The following is a 16,324-nucleotide window of genomic DNA, read 5'->3' on the forward strand; positions in this document are numbered from 1 at the left end:
GTTGACTACTTATGGCTTCAGTATCGAGCAAGTGCTTTTAAAAAAGACGCGTATTCCTCTGACATACGTGTTCCCTTAGCAACTAATTTCCAATCTCTTGAGAGCTTCAAGTGGTTATCTTTCTCAGCCCATCTGCGTCGCTTCACTATTAACTTCACCTTTTTACCCCGAATAGGAAAATCCTCTATAGTCTTAGGGTTATGAAAGCCTCGCTTTTGTAAGTTCAAATGTGAATACTCTACAGGAGGTATATCTTTTTCTTTTAAATAAATTTGTAGTTCTGTTGAACTGTTTGTGTAGTCTTCTATTTCGAAGTAATCTAACATCCCTTCAGGGAAAAACAAGGCTAATAAATCGTCATTCATAGCCGTGCAAAGGTAACAATATTATGGTTTTTGCCCACTTTTTGTTGTTGATCCATATGTATGAGCATGTTTGAATTTTGGATATTAACATGCTCATATGTTATTGTATATAGGATTATTTTAATTTCTTAATTACTCTAGCAGGGCTTCCCACTGCAACTACATTTGGCGGTAAATCTTTGGTGACAACACTATTTGCACCAACTGTTGTACCTTCTCCAATTGTCACTCCGGGCATGACTGTTACACCGGCACCAAGCCAACAATTTTTCTTAATGGTGATTTCTCCCGACCTTCCTAAATGTGGTCGAGTCAGTGGATCCGTGGAATGTGTATCGCCTATGAGATGAACACCCGGTCCTAGCATCACACCATCTTCTAAAGTTACTATTAAGGAGTCTAAAATAAGACAATTGAAGTTCATCGAAACATTTTTTCCACAGTGAATATTAAAGCCATAATCACAGTAAAAACCTGGTTCAATGGCAATACCTTCCTTTACGCTTCCGAATAACTTTTTTAAAAGTTGTACTTTTTGATCCTGTTGTGTTATGCTCAATTTATTAAATTCTTCACAAAGCAAACGGGCATCGTATCGTTGTTTTAGTAATTCCGGATCGTTGAAACAATACAACTCACCACTAAGCATTTTTTCTCTTTCTGTTTTCATTTTAATTGAGGTTTTAATTAGACTAAACTTTATTCTTGAGCTTCTTTTGGTAATTCACCTGTAGCGTCAAATTTTGGTTCATGAATTTTTTGGAGTCGATAACCATAGATAGTAATGACCATAAAACATAGGAGGACTAAAATAAAGGAAGCATTGACGGCGGGAATGCCCCATAATTGTCCTGTGGTATTTCCAATATCTATTAATTTACCTTGTAATGGAGGAAGAAGTGAACCACCTCCGATCACTACTATCATTCCAGCTGAAGCAATTTTTGAATCCGACTTCATACCTGTTAAGGCAGAACCGAAGATGGTAGGCCACATCATAGAAAGGCATCCCGAAATACCGATAAAACTATAAATTCCCCATCTGCCATCTATAAATATGAGCGAAAGCGTAAAACCAATTGCAGTTAGAGCTACAATTTTTAAAAGTTGACCTGATTTGATGTAGTTCAATAAATAAGTAAATAGAAAACGGCAGATACCAAAAGTGATCATAGCATAAATATTATATTGTAAAGCAATTTGCTCTGCTTCTTTTTCGGTCATTCCCTCGTTCATAAATACCCGTACACCATAATGAATAATAAAGGTCCAGCACATCACTTCAGCACCAACATAACAGAACTGAGCCACTACACCTTCCTTGAATCTCGGATTGGCTTTTAACCTTTTAAGCGTAGCCTTAATGTCTAGAGGAGTTTTGCTGTCAAAATGATGAGGCATTTTACTTAAATAGTAAATAACGATGAGTACTACTAATAATCCACCTATGAAAATATAGGGAGAACTTACCACATCTAAATCTGATAATTGGATGCTTTTAAATTGTTCAGGGTTGGTTTCAAACAATACTTTACGAGTAGCCGTATCTACATCGTTGAGTTTTACTTGGATATAATTTTTTGCCGTAAACATTCCGATCAACGAACCAATAGGATAGAAGGATTGAGCGAGGTTTAAACGTTGTGTTGCTTTTCTTGCATCTCCCATGGATAAAATATACGGGCCAGCACTGGTTTCCAGAAAAGATAATCCACAAGTCATGATAAAATAGGAAATGAGGAAAGGATAGAAATCAGCAATCCACGCCGATGGAATAAACAAAAGAGCACCTGAAGCATAAAGTCCTAACCCCAGCATTATACCTGATTTATAAGAGTGTTTTCTGATAAAAATGGCAGCAGGTATTGCTATTGCACAGTAACCTCCATAAAAGCAGAATTGAATCAACGCTCCTTCAAAATTACTGATCAAAAAGATTCTTGAAAACGCGGCGACTAATGGATTGGTAATGTCTGCCGCAAATCCCCACATTGGGAATAAAATAGTCACTAATAGAAATGGAAATATTAATTCTCTAGGAATTAAAGTCTCCTTTTTTTGATTGTTCATAAGGTTTTAAAATTTATTATTGAGTTCAGTTTTTAGTAGCATTGATAAAAAGCGAGTCAGAAATAACTTACCCAAAGGGATAATTTTTTCCATCTCATACATTCTATAAATGCTCCGAGTCACCTTACAATATTAGTAGTAACAGGAGAGATACGAATAGGAAAATTTAAGGATTAAAAGGGTAATAAAAAAGGTGAATTATTTTACACCCTGTATAGTATTTAATATTTCATCTTTAATTATGTATAACAAAATATAAAATTATTTCTTACCTTCGTACAGTTACAAATTATACTTTAAACTGTATGTTTGTTAGTGATTGTCTACTCATTAGGGTATTGTGAATCATAAGTTTTTTTGACTAAAACATAATCTACAATTACTATCCCTTCGGTATGAAATTAAATCGATGGATGTAGTGATTACAACAACAATAAATTAATATGAAAATTATTGGAAATAAATTGAAAAAAGCTGTTTTAATCTATACGGTAATTATTGTAGGAATTTTTGCTGTTATTTTTATTTACAAGTTTGATAATAGTATTAATAATGCAATAGAGGCTAATTATAAAAATGATGGTTTGACAATAAATTTACCTATGTATCCTAAGTTTAAATGGGAAGATAATAATAACAAAAGAGTTATAGTACAATACTATATTAGTGATGGTAATTCAAAATTTTTAAATACTTATTTTCTTGAGATGGAAGATAATCATTGGAGAATTAAATCGATTAACTCTGATTTAATGAAATTAACTTTTAATTCAACAATTGACCTAACATTTGATGACTTTTGGAACGAAAATAATAATGACTAATCTCCTCCGTTATTTCCCCACTGTTCTGGGTGTTAAGCACTAGCGTCACCCAGAACTATAGTAATTGAATAAGTTTTCAACTTATAACCCATATGAAAACTTCTTGGGCAAAAATAGAAATGTTTAGCGATATACTTTTTGTATTAGATTTTGGGTAGGTATTAGAATGCTGTAAGAAAATAGTCAACTATAATTTTCTGATTTAAAACCATAATTATTCTTTTTCTCTTCTTATTTTTGAGGTAAATAAATAGATACAATATGGCCACGTCAAAATATATCAATCCATTTACCGATTTTGGTTTTAAAAAGCTCTTTGGAGAAGAAGACAATAAAGATATCCTTATTGACTTCTTAAATACCGTTTTGCCTGAAGAAGATAAAGTATTTGATTTGACGTATAAATCCACTGAAAAACTATCCGCTCATCAGACGGATAGGAAAGCCATTTTTGATTTGTATTGTGAAAATGAGAAAGGAGAGAAGTTTATCGTGGAGTTACAGCGTGCCCATCAAACCTTTTTCAAAGACCGAACAATTTACTATTCCACTTTTCCCATTCAAGAACAAGCCACCAAAGGTCAACCTGATGGAAAAGGTTGGAAATACGAACTAAAAGCAGTCTATGTGATTAGTTTGATGGATTTCAAATTTGACTTATCAGAAGATTTCCATCATGTGGTAGAATTGAAAAACCAACGTAACGAAATTTTTTACGATAAGTTAAAATTTATCTACCTAGAACTACCAAAATTCAAAAAGTCAGAAAGTGAATTATCGAACCATTTCGATAAATGGATCTACATCTTAAACCGACTAGAAAGTTTTACCGAAGCCCCTGCATTTTACCAAGAGTATATCTTCAAAAAAGTATTTTCTATTACCGAATTTACAGCATTAGACAAAGCAGACCAACTGAGGTATGAAGAGGACTTGAAAATTTTCAGAGATTACTTGAATACGTTAGATACGGCAGTTGAAAAAGGGAGAAAGCAAGGTAAAGAGGAAGGGTTGAAGGAAGGTATGAGAGCAGGAGAGCGAAAGAAAGCGATTGAAACTGCCTCTAACCTCTTAAAACTAGGTTTAGAAGTAGAGCAAATATCAAGAGTAACAGGTTTAAGTATTGACGATGTTGATAAACTGAATAAAAATGATCTAAGCTAGATATTATTTTTCCCTTTCTTAAGGGAGACTTTTAAAATTTAAAAAAGAAAGGAAGAGACAGTACTTAAACCACACTCCTTCCTTCCTAAACTAAAGTTTAAAAGACTTTCTCATACAAGTATCTTCTAGCATTTTTAAGCTTTTTCTTCATCCAACTCAAAAATTTCAAAAACATTGTTTTGAATACTTTTGGCCATATCTCCTGTCGGTAAATTATTACAATCCAGACCAAAAGGGTCTTCAATTTCTTCACCCATGAGTTCAATCCCAATAAAGGCAAACATCACTAACATGACTACCGGAATAGCAAAATAACCCATTTGTGATGTAAGTGCGATGGGATGGGTAATGATAAAGTATAAGTATGAATAAGTTACATTTCAAACTATTTTAGTTATCAACAGACACCCCCACAATCAAAAAGTAGGAGAAAATGTAATTGTTACACCTCAATCCATGATAACCTGAAGAACTTCTTCAGTAATGTCATTAAGAAGCTTCACCGCTGTTTAATGGCACTTCTTTGTTTTTCGCTCGATATTCAGAAGGGGAAATATGATGCACTTTCTTAAAACTTGTTCTGAAGTATTTCAAATCATTATACCCCACTTGATATGCGATATCAGAGATACTTTTATTGGTTTTCAATAATAAGTAGCTCGATTTTTTAATGCGAATATTTCTGATGTAAGCAGTAATTGTTAAACCGGTGAGTGCTTTTAATTTCCTATAGAAGGTTGATTGACTCATTGGGAAACTTTCTTCTATCTGTTTTTTTATTAAATCAGAATCAATGATATTTTCTTCAATGATACGTTGTAATTCATACAAGAATTCTTCATTTTCATCCTTAAGGTCTTCTTCTGGAATAGAAACGATAAACTCGTTACTATAATACTTTTTGAGCTTATCTCTTTTCTCGAAACAGTTGTTAATTTTGGTCTTTAAGATTTGAGCATTGAATGGTTTCTTAATATAATCATCGGCACCCAACTTTAGACCTTGTACTTGAGACTCTTCGTCTGTTTTTGCAGTTAAGAAAATCATTGGAATATGAGAATAATCAAAGTTTTTTTGTAGCTTTTTACAAAGTTCAATACCATCCATTTCAGGCATCATCACATCGGATAAGATAAGGTCGATATCGTTTTTTTGGATGACTTCTATGGCTTCAATACCATTTTGTGATTTATAGATATTGTAATCTTCCACAAGAGTGTCGTACAAGTAATTGATCAAATCAGTGTTATCCTCCACTATGAGAATATTTTTTTGATCTTCTTTCATCGCCACCTCATTAACTGGGGTCTCAGCATCAATATTCTCATTAGACAAATCAATCTTATTAGTCTCTGCTTTTGAAATTACTATGTTGTTCTTATTCTTTTCCATTTGCTGGTAGAATAAATCATCTTTTGGGAAAGAAATTTTAAACGAACTCCCTACACCTTCTGTACTCTCAACTTTCATTTCACCACCATGATAATTCAGTAGTTTAGAAACCAATGATAATCCAATACCTGCTCCTGTATTTTTGATATTATTATTGACTTGGTAAAATCTGTTTGTGATTTTCTCTATAGAATCTTTAGAGATCCCAATGCCTTGATCAGAAACGATAATACAGTAATGATCATCCTCTTGAAAGAAAGTCACTTTTATGGTACTTTCAACCTTACTAAACTTTTGTGCATTCGTAAGCAAGTTATATAAAATCATCTCAATGATGGAAGGGTCATAGTAGACATTAAGTGATTTTGTACTGGTATTGAATTCAAAATTATAATCTGGCGTATTTTTATTATTGAACTCGTTGGTTATTTGTTCACATAGTTGAACAATATTACCCTTGGATAATTGTACCTTAATGGTTTCACTTTCAATCTTTCTAAAGCTGATCAGTTGCTCAGATAAGTACATTAAGCTTTTGACATTTCTTCGCATAAGATCCACTCTATCTATAATACTCTTATCTAAGTTTTGTTTTCGTGAAATATCTTCTAATGGAGCTGAAATCAAGGTTAATGGAGTTCTAAGTTCATGTGATATATTAGTAAAAAACTCCAACTTCAGTTTTGTTAGCTCATTGCCTTTTTCACGTGTTACCTTCTCATACTTTAAGCGTTCCCTCAAGTTGTTATGTGTAAGAAGGGCATTGATAATGATATAGATGACTGAAAATAAAGCTATGAAATAAACAACCTTAGCAAAGGTAGTCTGCCAAATAGTGGGTTTCACTTTTATATTAATATCTCTCAGAATTGTAGATTCATTGATTTTCTTAATTTGTAGTTGATGTGCACCAGGTGTTAAATCATTGATAATAATTGAATTATTTCGTCTAAGTGGTACCCAATTTTTACCATCTACATTTGTAGTATACTCGTATTTTGCGTTTTGATTATTAAAATAGTCAAGATTAGAAAAGTCTATGATGACGGTATGTAAACTACTGTTTAGAGTAATGTTTGTTGCAGTGGTAATATTTTCATCGATCACTATATCACCATCATATTTCTCTCCAATTCTGATAGGAATTCCCTTAGCATCTAAGATGTTTGTAAGTACTAAGTTTTCTTTTTGAGTTGGTGTTTCAAAATTATCAGGATTAAAAAAAGAAAGCCCATTATTACCACCTACCACAGCATAATTATCCTTTTTTATAAAGCAGTTGGTAGAAATATGTTCATTGAGGAAGAAGGTAGGTTCATTGAAAATTATATTTTCTTTGGTTTTAAAATCATACTTATTCACTCCTTCATTTGTACCAATCCAAAGAAAGTTAGTATCTGGTTCAGCATATAAGAAGTTGATAATATTGGAAGAGATACCGTTAGCTGTTGTTAAAAAAGACTCGAATTCTTCTGTTTTAATATTGAAAGAATAAACACCTCTATTGGTTCCAAGTAATAATTGGTCATCAGAAATCTCTATAACAGAATTAATATAAGTAGTCGTAATGGTCTTGATATAAGAAAAGTCTTTTCCTATTTCATACAGTCCGGTATTTGATCCAATATAAATTCTACCATCCGATAATATCTCTAATGATTTGATGGCATTGATTTCACTTGCTATATGACCAGGGAATAATTTTTTATGATCAACAATATCTTGAATTTCTCCTTTATTGTTCGTTGTTATTTTTACGATTCCCTTTCTTTGGGTACAAATAATAAAGGTATTTTTATCAATTTCTTTAATGATGGATATTTTTTTGGCTTTCAAAGGGATTCTCTCAATAAAGTTTTTATTGATATTTTTATACTCATCAATTTTTAAACGATAAAGTCCATTGTCATAATCACAAACCCAAAGATAATTTCGACTATCCAAATGAAGATCCCTAATGTTGGAAACTTTGCTGTAGGGGTAAGGTAAATTCTTGATTCTACTCACGGATTTATCATAGGCATTGACAATATTGATTCCTCCTAATTCTAAACCTACAAAGAAAATATTTCCAGTGGGTTCAATACTTAAAACCCTATTCTTACTAAGAGAGTTTTTATCTAAAAAGTCATGGTGAATATTCCAAATATCAGAGGGAATAGGACGAATTGCATTTATTCCCCCATTTTGTGTTCCTACCCAAATTATTCCAGATTTGGAAGCATATAGGTCTAGAATGATATTATCTTGTAATCCATCAGGTTTGGAAGGATTACTTTTAATATGTCCAATTACCTTATCATTTTCAATGACATAAATGCCATATCCCCATGTCCCAGCCCATAACCTTCCACTTTGATCTATAATTAGAGAGTAGACATCATTTGGAGAAAAGAAATTACTTTTTGAGGGGTTCTCTTCAAATAAGATTTGTTTTACTTTGATTTGTAAACGATCGGAAAGGTCAATTTTGATAATACCGTCTTTCCAAGTAGAACACCAAAACACAAGATTTTTCTTATCAAACTTGATTCTCCTCACATCTAAAGTTTTAAAATCAATTGGTAAGTCGTGTTCAATATCAAATTGTCGCTGAGTCTTTGAGACAGGGTCATAAATTACAATTCCATTTTTATCTCTAGCGATCCAAAATTTACCATCAGGCCCCACTGCAACTTCGTTGAGTTTTCCAGGGATATAATGATTTTCGAATTGACCATTCCCAATGTGTTTATTGATGTAGCTCAGCTTAGATAGAACCCATAGAGATCCATCATGCTCAAAATACTGACTGAACCTTTTACCTAGTAAAGTTGATGTACTATCTAGGGATGGAGAGTAGTAATGTTTGGATGACTTCTTTCTGTAATTATAACTTGTAATGTGGTTTGTACTTCCACTCCATATATTACCGTTTTTATCTGTAAATAACGATAAGGTAGGATTATAGTTAATTGGTTTGTTGTCATAATCAAAAGATTCAAAGTTATTACCGTCATATTTGGAGATACCACTTTTACTCCCGACCCAAAGCATACCAAATTCATCTTCTGTTAAAGATTCTACTCTGTAATCAGCAATCCCATTTGTATTATTAAAATTTTCAATTTGATAATTAAATTCATTTAGTTCGAGTTCCTGCCCTATTGAAAAGAAAGGACAAAGCAGTAAATAAATAGAAGCAAGTGTAAAGATTTTCGTAACCTCGTTCATTCCTCTGTATAATCTTTAATATTCATTTCAATTTCCTATATGCAAAGTAAAGGAATTAGGAGTAAAAAGGTTCAAATGACGAAAAATTACCCTCCTAAAGACTAAAACACCCCCATTTTAACACATCTACTTAAATATTTGTTAACTGTATAAGCTACATTTAACGGAATACTCCTCATGAATTATTTTAAGGTTTCATAACTTTGTAACATAAAGTTTAGATAAAAGGCCTTTATTCTTTTACTTTTCTTAACAATAACTAATCAGCTTATATATAGAGTTGTTTAATTATTCTCTCAAAATCAAACTTTGTAATTGTATGAAAGGAAATGGTTTAAGACAAAGTTTACTTCTGAAAGTAACTTTGTTTATGACAGTCTATCTAGCAAGTATGGCTGCATATGCACAGGTAAGGGTGACTGGTAAAGTAACCTCATCTGAAGATGGACAGCCTGTAATTGGTGTCAATGTAATGTTAAAAGGTACTACAAACCATGGAACGGTAACGAACTTTGAAGGTGTTTTTAATCTTGAAGTTCCATCAGAAGAAAGCGAATTAATTTTTTCATCTATTGGCTTTGTCACTGTAACAAGAACGGCAGGATCTTCTCCTATTAATGTAGTGTTAGATACAGATGCTCAAGCCTTAGAAGAGGTTGTGGTTGTAGGTTATGGAGGAGCTGCTAAAAAATCGGACATCACTGGTGCGATGACAGTAGTGAGTGCTAAAGATTTTGATAAGCAACCTATGATCAATGTGGATCAAGCATTACAAGGTAGAACAACGGGTGTACAAATCACTCAAAATTCAGGTTCTCCTGGTGGTGGATTAAAAATCAGAGTAAGGGGTGCAAACTCTATTACAGGTAGTAATGATCCTCTTGTAGTAGTTGATGGCCTGATTGGTGTAGATATCAATAGTGTAAACCCTTCTGATATCGAAACGATCAACGTATTGAAAGATGCGAGTGCGAGTGCTATTTATGGTAACAGAGCTTCTAATGGTGTAATTCTAATTACAACTAAGAAAGGTAAATCAGGTAAAGCAACAATTGAATTTGGCACTTTCGTAAGTGTGGGTGAGTTGGCGAATAAATTTGATGTTTTATCAGCAAGAGAATATGCAGAGCAAGCCAATGCCAAAGCAATTGGTGGAGGTGGTGAAGCATTATTTACCGAAGAAAGAATTAATGAATTGGTAGAAACATCAGTTGACTATCAAGATGAAGTATTTAGACAAGCAGTAACACAAAATTATCAACTATCAATTAGAGGCGGAAATGAGAATACAAACTACTTTATTTCAGGTAATTACTTAGATCAAGATGGAATTATAATCAATAGTAATTTCAAAAGATACAACTTAAGAACGAATGTAAATTCAAAATTAAGTGAGCGACTTTCATCTGCATTAAATGTCAATTTTATGCGTACTGAAGGTCAAAATAACTTTGATAGAGGTTCTCAAGATGTTGATGTCGTGAAAGGTAGTGTGACATTTGATCCATTAACTCCGGTTAGGGACGAGTTTGGAGCTTATAATGTCTTTTCAAATTCAGGAGCAGGAACAATTCTTAAAAACCCTGTTTTTGTAGCTAACGAATACTTAAATGTAAGAACCGAAAATACATTACAGAGTAGTATCAACTTCGATTATCAAATCATGGAAGGATTGACATTCTCTCTTAATGGTGGTTTAGAATATTCTAGTGTGTTGTCAAAAGGCTTTAGTCCAGAAGATGAAGTAAATCCATTAAACTCGGCAAGTCAAAATAATGATCATTTACTGAGATGGCAGAACAATTTGAGGTTGAGATACAATAAGTCATTTGGAAAGCACAACATTGATGGTATGTTGATTTATGAGCAAAGACAAACGACATTCAATCAAACTTGGGCAAGTGGTACTGGTTTAACTTCTTCGGGTTTAGGTTTTGATAATATCGGTTCATCAGACATTCAAAGAGTAGGATCGAGTTATTCAAGAAGATCATTACGATCAGGTATCGGTAGAGCTGTTTACAACTATGATGAAAGATACTTAGTAACTGCTTCTGCTCGTTTGGATCAAAGTAGTGTATTCCCTAATGAGTCAACAGGTATTTTCCCTTCATTTGCATTAGGTTGGAATATCTCTAACGAATCATTCTTCTCGTTAGACGCTGTTAATAATTTAAGATTAAGAGGTGGCTGGGGTGTTACAGGTAACGAACAGATCCCTACTCGTGCAGCCTTTAATTTCTTAAACGTAGGTACACCTTGGAATCCTAATGGTGGAGCTGTACCAACAGCTACGGTTGGACCTTCTCGTACAGCAGCTAACCCTAACCTTACTTGGGAGAAAACGATACAAACTAATATTGGTGTTGATGTTGGGTTATGGAGTGATTTAGTTCGTCTTTCTGTTGAAGTATACAGCAAAAGAACAGAAGATCTTCTATTACAAACGATCTTGCCAGGTTACACAGGTGTAGGTACGCAATATGTAAATGCAGGTATTGTGGATAACAATGGTTATGAAATTGATTTAGGGATCAACCCAATTAGCACTGATAAAGTGAACTGGGATGTCAACTTTAACTTCTCTCAAAACAAAAACGAAGTAGTAGAATTGGTAGACGGTTTAGAAACGCTATTCTCTAATGTGACGATTGACCAGGTAAACCCTACGATAGTACAAGTAGGTCAGCCTATCGGATCTTTTTATGGATACCAATACCAAGGGGTAGATAGAGAAACAGGAAATGCAATCTATTATGAAAACGAAGATAATGATGATGACCGTGTAATTATTGGTAATCCTTTTCCTGATTTTATCTTCGGTATAAACAACACAGTGACTTTTGGTAATTTTGATTTCAACTTATTCATCCAAGGTGTTCAAGGTGTAGATGTATATAACCGTTTAGCAATGATTTCATTGGGAAGAACTGGTAATGCTCCATATGCCACGAGTAAAGAGGTCTTGAACTCTTGGACACCAGAGCAACCAGATAATGCTTTGCCTTCACAAAACGCTACGAATACGAGACAAGTATCATCAGAGTTTATTGAAGACGCTTCATTTATTCGTATTAAAAACGTAGCACTTGGTTATACATTACCTTCCGTATTATCTGAGAAAGTAAGTTTATCAAAAGTAAGATTTAATGTAAGTGTTCAAAACTTATTGACGTTCACAAGTTATTCAGGATTTGACCCAGAAGTAAGTGCAAACAATTCAGACGATAAGCTAGCGGGTATTGATAATGGTATTACACCTAATCCTAGAGTTTTCTCTTTTGGTTTAAACGCGACATTCTAAATTAAAAATGAATAAAATGAATTTATTTAAAGGATATAGAAAGGCTGTACTTTCAGCTATCTTACTAGGTTCAACAACATTTTCATGTGTACAGCTAGAAGATGATACAGTGGGGACATTAAGTGCTGATAACTTCTACAATAACGAAGCGGACGTACAGAAAGCTGTTTTAGCTACTTATGCTCCACTAGGAGATAGAGTGTTTTCAAACAGTGAAAGATATACTCACTTATGGGGAGGTGATGATAGAACTGCAGTGACGGGTTCAAATAAAGCATTGTTCTTAGAGTATGATCAATTTGATCCTTCTTCTACCAACTGGATGCAGAATAGTACTTGGAAGACGTTTTGGCAAATTGTTTCAGCAGCCAATGCAGTATTAGATAATGAGGATAAGATTAGAAACAATATTCCTCAGGAAGAAGTAGCAAATAGATTAATTGCGGAAGCAAGATATAATAGAGCATTAGCTTATTTTGAACTTGTAAGAGGTTGGGGTAGAATTCCTTTATTAAAATCAAATAATGGAATTACAGGCGCTGAGTCAAGATCAGAGTTTCCAGAAATCTACGATTTAATTATTTCTGATCTAGAATTTGCGAAAGATAAATTACCTAGTGACCGTCCTGCAGATGGAATTTATAGAGCCACTACTTGGACTGCACATGCTTTATTAGCCAATGTCTATTTAACTTCAGCTGGATTCCCATTAAAGAATACAGCCAATTACGCTAAAGCGGCTGAAGCGGCTAAATATGTGATGGATAATGGTGGTTTTGCTATCGATTCTTACGAAAATATTAATAGCAGACCAGAAAATAATTTAATGGCTCAAGGAAATACTGAAGTAATTATTGCTTTCCCTGCTGATGATGCTTTAGGCTGGAACAATGGTAATTTCAATGGACCTGCCATTGACTGGGAAGATAAGAATGTGGAATGGGCTTTCTTCGAGAGTTTTCCAGAAGGAGCTAGAAAAGAAAACACATTTGATTATGATCCTGCAGAACCGGACGTAAGACCAAAATATGGTAGAGATAACAAGAAGTTTGGTGAAACGTGGTTCTTAAAAGGTGATATACACTATTTAAGATATGCAGAGTTATTATTGATCTATGCTGAAGCTCAAATCATGGCTACAGGTAATACTTCAGATCAAAGTGCGATTAATGCCCTGAATGAAGTGAAAACAAGAGCAGGTGTGCCAACGGTAGCAAGTGCTACGCAAGAAGACGTTTTCTGGGAAAGAGGTTGGGAAACTGCCGGAGAATGGTCTAGATGGCATGATATGGTTCGTTTACAATTGATCGAAGAAGTACATGCTTTGAGAGATCCTAGAGATAATGAATTAACACCACTTTTAGGAGTAATTGATGAGGAAAACCCTTTTGCTCCAATTCCAGCGGATGATGTAAACCTAAATCCAAATTTAGGAGACGAATAATGTAAACTAACAAACACTTTACCTAGGTTTTACCGAAGCGTTTTGGAAGGCGATATGGTAAAGCTTAGGTGAAAAATGAGAGACATTGTAAACTGAGTTTTTGATGGTTTATGGTATTTAGAAATTAATACTGAACTAAAAGACATTATTGCTTAACATTTATACCAATGGTTTTTCTACCATTTATTTGGTAGTTCTTCCATTGGACTTTAATGGAAAGTTATAATTCGAGACTTTAAAAAACTTAGTTTTCAATGTTTTATAAGACTGTCATAAATAGGTGTAAATCCTAAAATCTATACCCAATGAAATGAAAATTTACTCTTAAATAACATGAACATGAAATGTTTTAAATTACTTTTAACAACACTAGCATTTTTATATTTCACTAATACTTATGGACAAGGTGATCCTAATATATTAGTTGAATTTTCGGGCTTTGATCCAACTTTTGAATCAGGTCAAACTACCGGATTATGGGGAGGTTCATCTATCTCTTCGAGTCAGGTAAACAGTGGCAGTAATGCAGCCGCATTAGACAACAACTCACAATGGGGTGGAGGCTTAGAAATATTAATCACTGGTCTATCTCCAAACACTAAATATGAGTTGTCAGCAATGGTAAAACATGAACTTTCAAATGGTCAAGGGACTGTTTTTGCCAAAGAGTTTGGAGGACAAGGGGTGTCTACCGCTTTTAGTTCTACTAATTATGAAAAAGTCAGCGTTGAGTTTACAACTGGAAGTTTTAATACTTCAGCAAAAATTGGCGTTTATAATCCTTCTGCAAATGCAGGGTTAATTTACACGGATGATTTAGAGCTTTATGATCTTGGACCAGATTTCTTAGTGAAATTAGATCCAATTGAAGACACCGATTATCATCTGGTTTGGAGTGATGAATTCAATACAGATGGAGCGATTGACACCACAAAGTGGGATCACGAAAGAGGGTTTCAAAGAAATAATGAGGCACAGTATTATCATCCTGATAATCTAATCCAAAAAGATGGTGATCTTGTGATTTCTGCCATTAGAGAGCAATTTGCTAATGAAGATTATGACCCATCATCGTCTGATTATCGCAAAAATAGACAGTATGCGAACTGGACATCAGGAAGTATTTACACAAGAGGAACTTTTGATTTTTTGTATGGACGTGTTGAATGTAGAGCAAAAGTAACCAACCTGACAGGTACATGGCCTGCGATATGGACAGTAGGACAGATTTCGGGAGAACAAACGTATGGTGATTCTCTTGACCTATTAGGTTGTCAAACAAATGAATGGCCAGCAGCAGGGGAGATTGACATTATGGAAAACTATGGAGGTAAAATTCTCGGAAACTATGCAGTAGCGAACAAAAACAGATGGTCAGCGAAGTGGGATGCAAGAGCAGTTGAGGTTTCAAAATTTAATGACCCGAATTGGGCTGATAAATACCATATTTGGACGTTGGATTGGACTGAAGATAAGTTGAGAATTTTTGTAGATGGTGTATTTATCAATGAGATGAGTACTGATGTAGCCAATCATGCAGAAGCTTATGATTGCCCAGGCAAAGCACCATTTAAAAACAGCCCTCAGATGCTTTGGTTGAATCTTGCACTAGGTGGAAATGCAGGTGGGTCTACGGCTAATCTTCCTGACTCTACAGTTTACTTGGTGGATTATATCAGAGTATACCAAAAAGAGACCGATACCAACCTAATCAGTGATGGAGGTTTTGAATCTGGAACATCCAATAATTTATGGGGTGGTAGTACAGTAGTACAAAGTAATACTAACTCTGGTGATTATGCTGTCAAATTAGACAATAATGATTATTGGGGAGGTGGCTACGAAAAGCAAATAACAGGGTTGAAGGAGAATACTACTTATGTTTTTTCTGCGGCAGTGAAATCAACAGCAGGAGGAGAAGGAAGAATAGGTGTGAAAGAGCATGGCGCCGCACAAGCTTACACTACTTTTTCTAATTCGGTTTATAATTTAAAATCAATTGAATTCACAACGGGTGTAGGTGTAACATCAGCAAAAGTATACGTTTATCATCCAAAAAGTGAGGCAGGTTATTTATATGCTGACAATTTGTTCCTTAGAGAAAAAACAACAAGTAATCTGAGAACTAAAGGAGGAAACATAGAGGATGAAATTCAAGACGAGGTGTCGTTTTCAGTGTACCCAAATCCTGTTAGTGATGAGTTGACGGTATTATTTGTTGGTGATGAGGTACATGATTTCAATATCATGTCATTAGAAGGTAAGGTAATTAAAAGCCTAAAATTAAGAAGTAATCAAAAAATTGATGTGAGTACTTTCATTAGAGGGGTGTATATCCTTAATGATTTGACTACACATCAACATAAAAAGTTTATAGTTAAGTAATCAATTGTAAGGAAAGACAATTAGTGGCTTGTATAATTCTTATTTAAAACCTAAGAATTGTACAGGTCATCAATTAAAGTGTGTATTTAAAATATTGCGAACCTTCACTTGCATTGACTAGAGAAAAAAAATGATTATTAAATAGTACAGTTACCTCGTTTAT

The 16,324-nt window shown here is 34.1% G+C and carries 10 protein-coding genes; 5 read left to right on the plus strand and 5 right to left on the minus strand.

Annotated elements, in window-relative coordinates; all coding sequences use genetic code 11:
* Positions 1-17: 17 nt before the first annotated feature.
* The 3 genes from IC221_RS10005 to fucP form a co-directional block, all read right to left on the minus strand.
* A complete protein-coding gene (locus IC221_RS10005) occupies positions 18-365 on the minus strand; it encodes a hypothetical protein (protein ID WP_188168839.1) in 348 nt (115 codons plus the stop codon).
* Between the two features lie 115 nt (positions 366-480).
* Positions 481-1,035 (minus strand): sugar O-acetyltransferase, encoded by a 555-nt coding sequence (locus IC221_RS10010; protein ID WP_188168840.1) that lies wholly within the window; start codon positions 1,033-1,035, stop codon positions 481-483.
* A 29-nt stretch (positions 1,036-1,064) separates the two neighbouring features.
* Positions 1,065-2,435 carry an L-fucose:H+ symporter permease gene (gene fucP / locus IC221_RS10015; RefSeq protein ID WP_188168841.1) on the minus strand — a complete coding sequence of 457 codons (1,371 nt, stop codon included), beginning with the start codon at positions 2,433-2,435 and terminating at the stop codon, positions 1,065-1,067.
* A gap of 443 nt (positions 2,436-2,878) precedes the next feature.
* Here fucP and IC221_RS10020 point away from each other — a divergent pair, with 443 nt between their 5' ends.
* Together IC221_RS10020 and IC221_RS10025 are read left to right on the plus strand one after the other, a co-directional pair.
* Positions 2,879-3,259: a hypothetical protein gene (locus IC221_RS10020; protein WP_188168842.1), complete on the plus strand. Its 381-nt coding sequence runs from the start codon at positions 2,879-2,881 to the stop codon at positions 3,257-3,259.
* Positions 3,260-3,520: 261 nt separating this feature from the next.
* On the plus strand, positions 3,521-4,423 hold the full coding sequence (locus tag IC221_RS10025; protein WP_188168843.1) for an Rpn family recombination-promoting nuclease/putative transposase: 903 nt from the start codon (positions 3,521-3,523) through the stop codon (positions 4,421-4,423).
* Between the two features lie 134 nt (positions 4,424-4,557).
* Here IC221_RS10025 and IC221_RS10030 read toward each other — a convergent pair whose 3' ends face one another.
* On the minus strand, positions 4,558-4,776 hold the full coding sequence (locus IC221_RS10030) for a bestrophin family ion channel (RefSeq protein ID WP_188168928.1): 219 nt from the start codon (positions 4,774-4,776) through the stop codon (positions 4,558-4,560).
* Positions 4,777-4,912: 136 nt separating this feature from the next.
* On the minus strand, positions 4,913-9,028 hold the full coding sequence (locus IC221_RS10035; protein ID WP_188168844.1) for a response regulator: 4,116 nt from the start codon (positions 9,026-9,028) through the stop codon (positions 4,913-4,915).
* Between the two features lie 370 nt (positions 9,029-9,398).
* On the opposite strand from IC221_RS10035, the gene IC221_RS10040 reads away from it, so the two are divergent.
* From IC221_RS10040 to IC221_RS10050, 3 genes are all read left to right on the plus strand, one after another.
* Positions 9,399-12,332 carry a TonB-dependent receptor gene (locus IC221_RS10040; RefSeq protein ID WP_188168845.1) on the plus strand — a complete coding sequence of 978 codons (2,934 nt, stop codon included), beginning with the start codon at positions 9,399-9,401 and terminating at the stop codon, positions 12,330-12,332.
* Positions 12,333-12,348: 16 nt separating this feature from the next.
* A complete protein-coding gene (locus tag IC221_RS10045) occupies positions 12,349-13,776 on the plus strand; it encodes a RagB/SusD family nutrient uptake outer membrane protein (protein ID WP_188168846.1) in 1,428 nt (475 codons plus the stop codon).
* Positions 13,777-14,115: 339 nt separating this feature from the next.
* Complete coding sequence (locus tag IC221_RS10050; protein WP_188168847.1) at positions 14,116-16,161, plus strand: family 16 glycosylhydrolase; 2,046 nt, start codon at positions 14,116-14,118, stop codon at positions 16,159-16,161.
* Positions 16,162-16,324 lie beyond the last annotated feature (163 nt).

It is taken from the genome of Flammeovirga sp. EKP202 (genome assembly GCF_014534745.1).
GTDB lineage: Bacteria > Bacteroidota > Bacteroidia > Cytophagales > Flammeovirgaceae > Flammeovirga.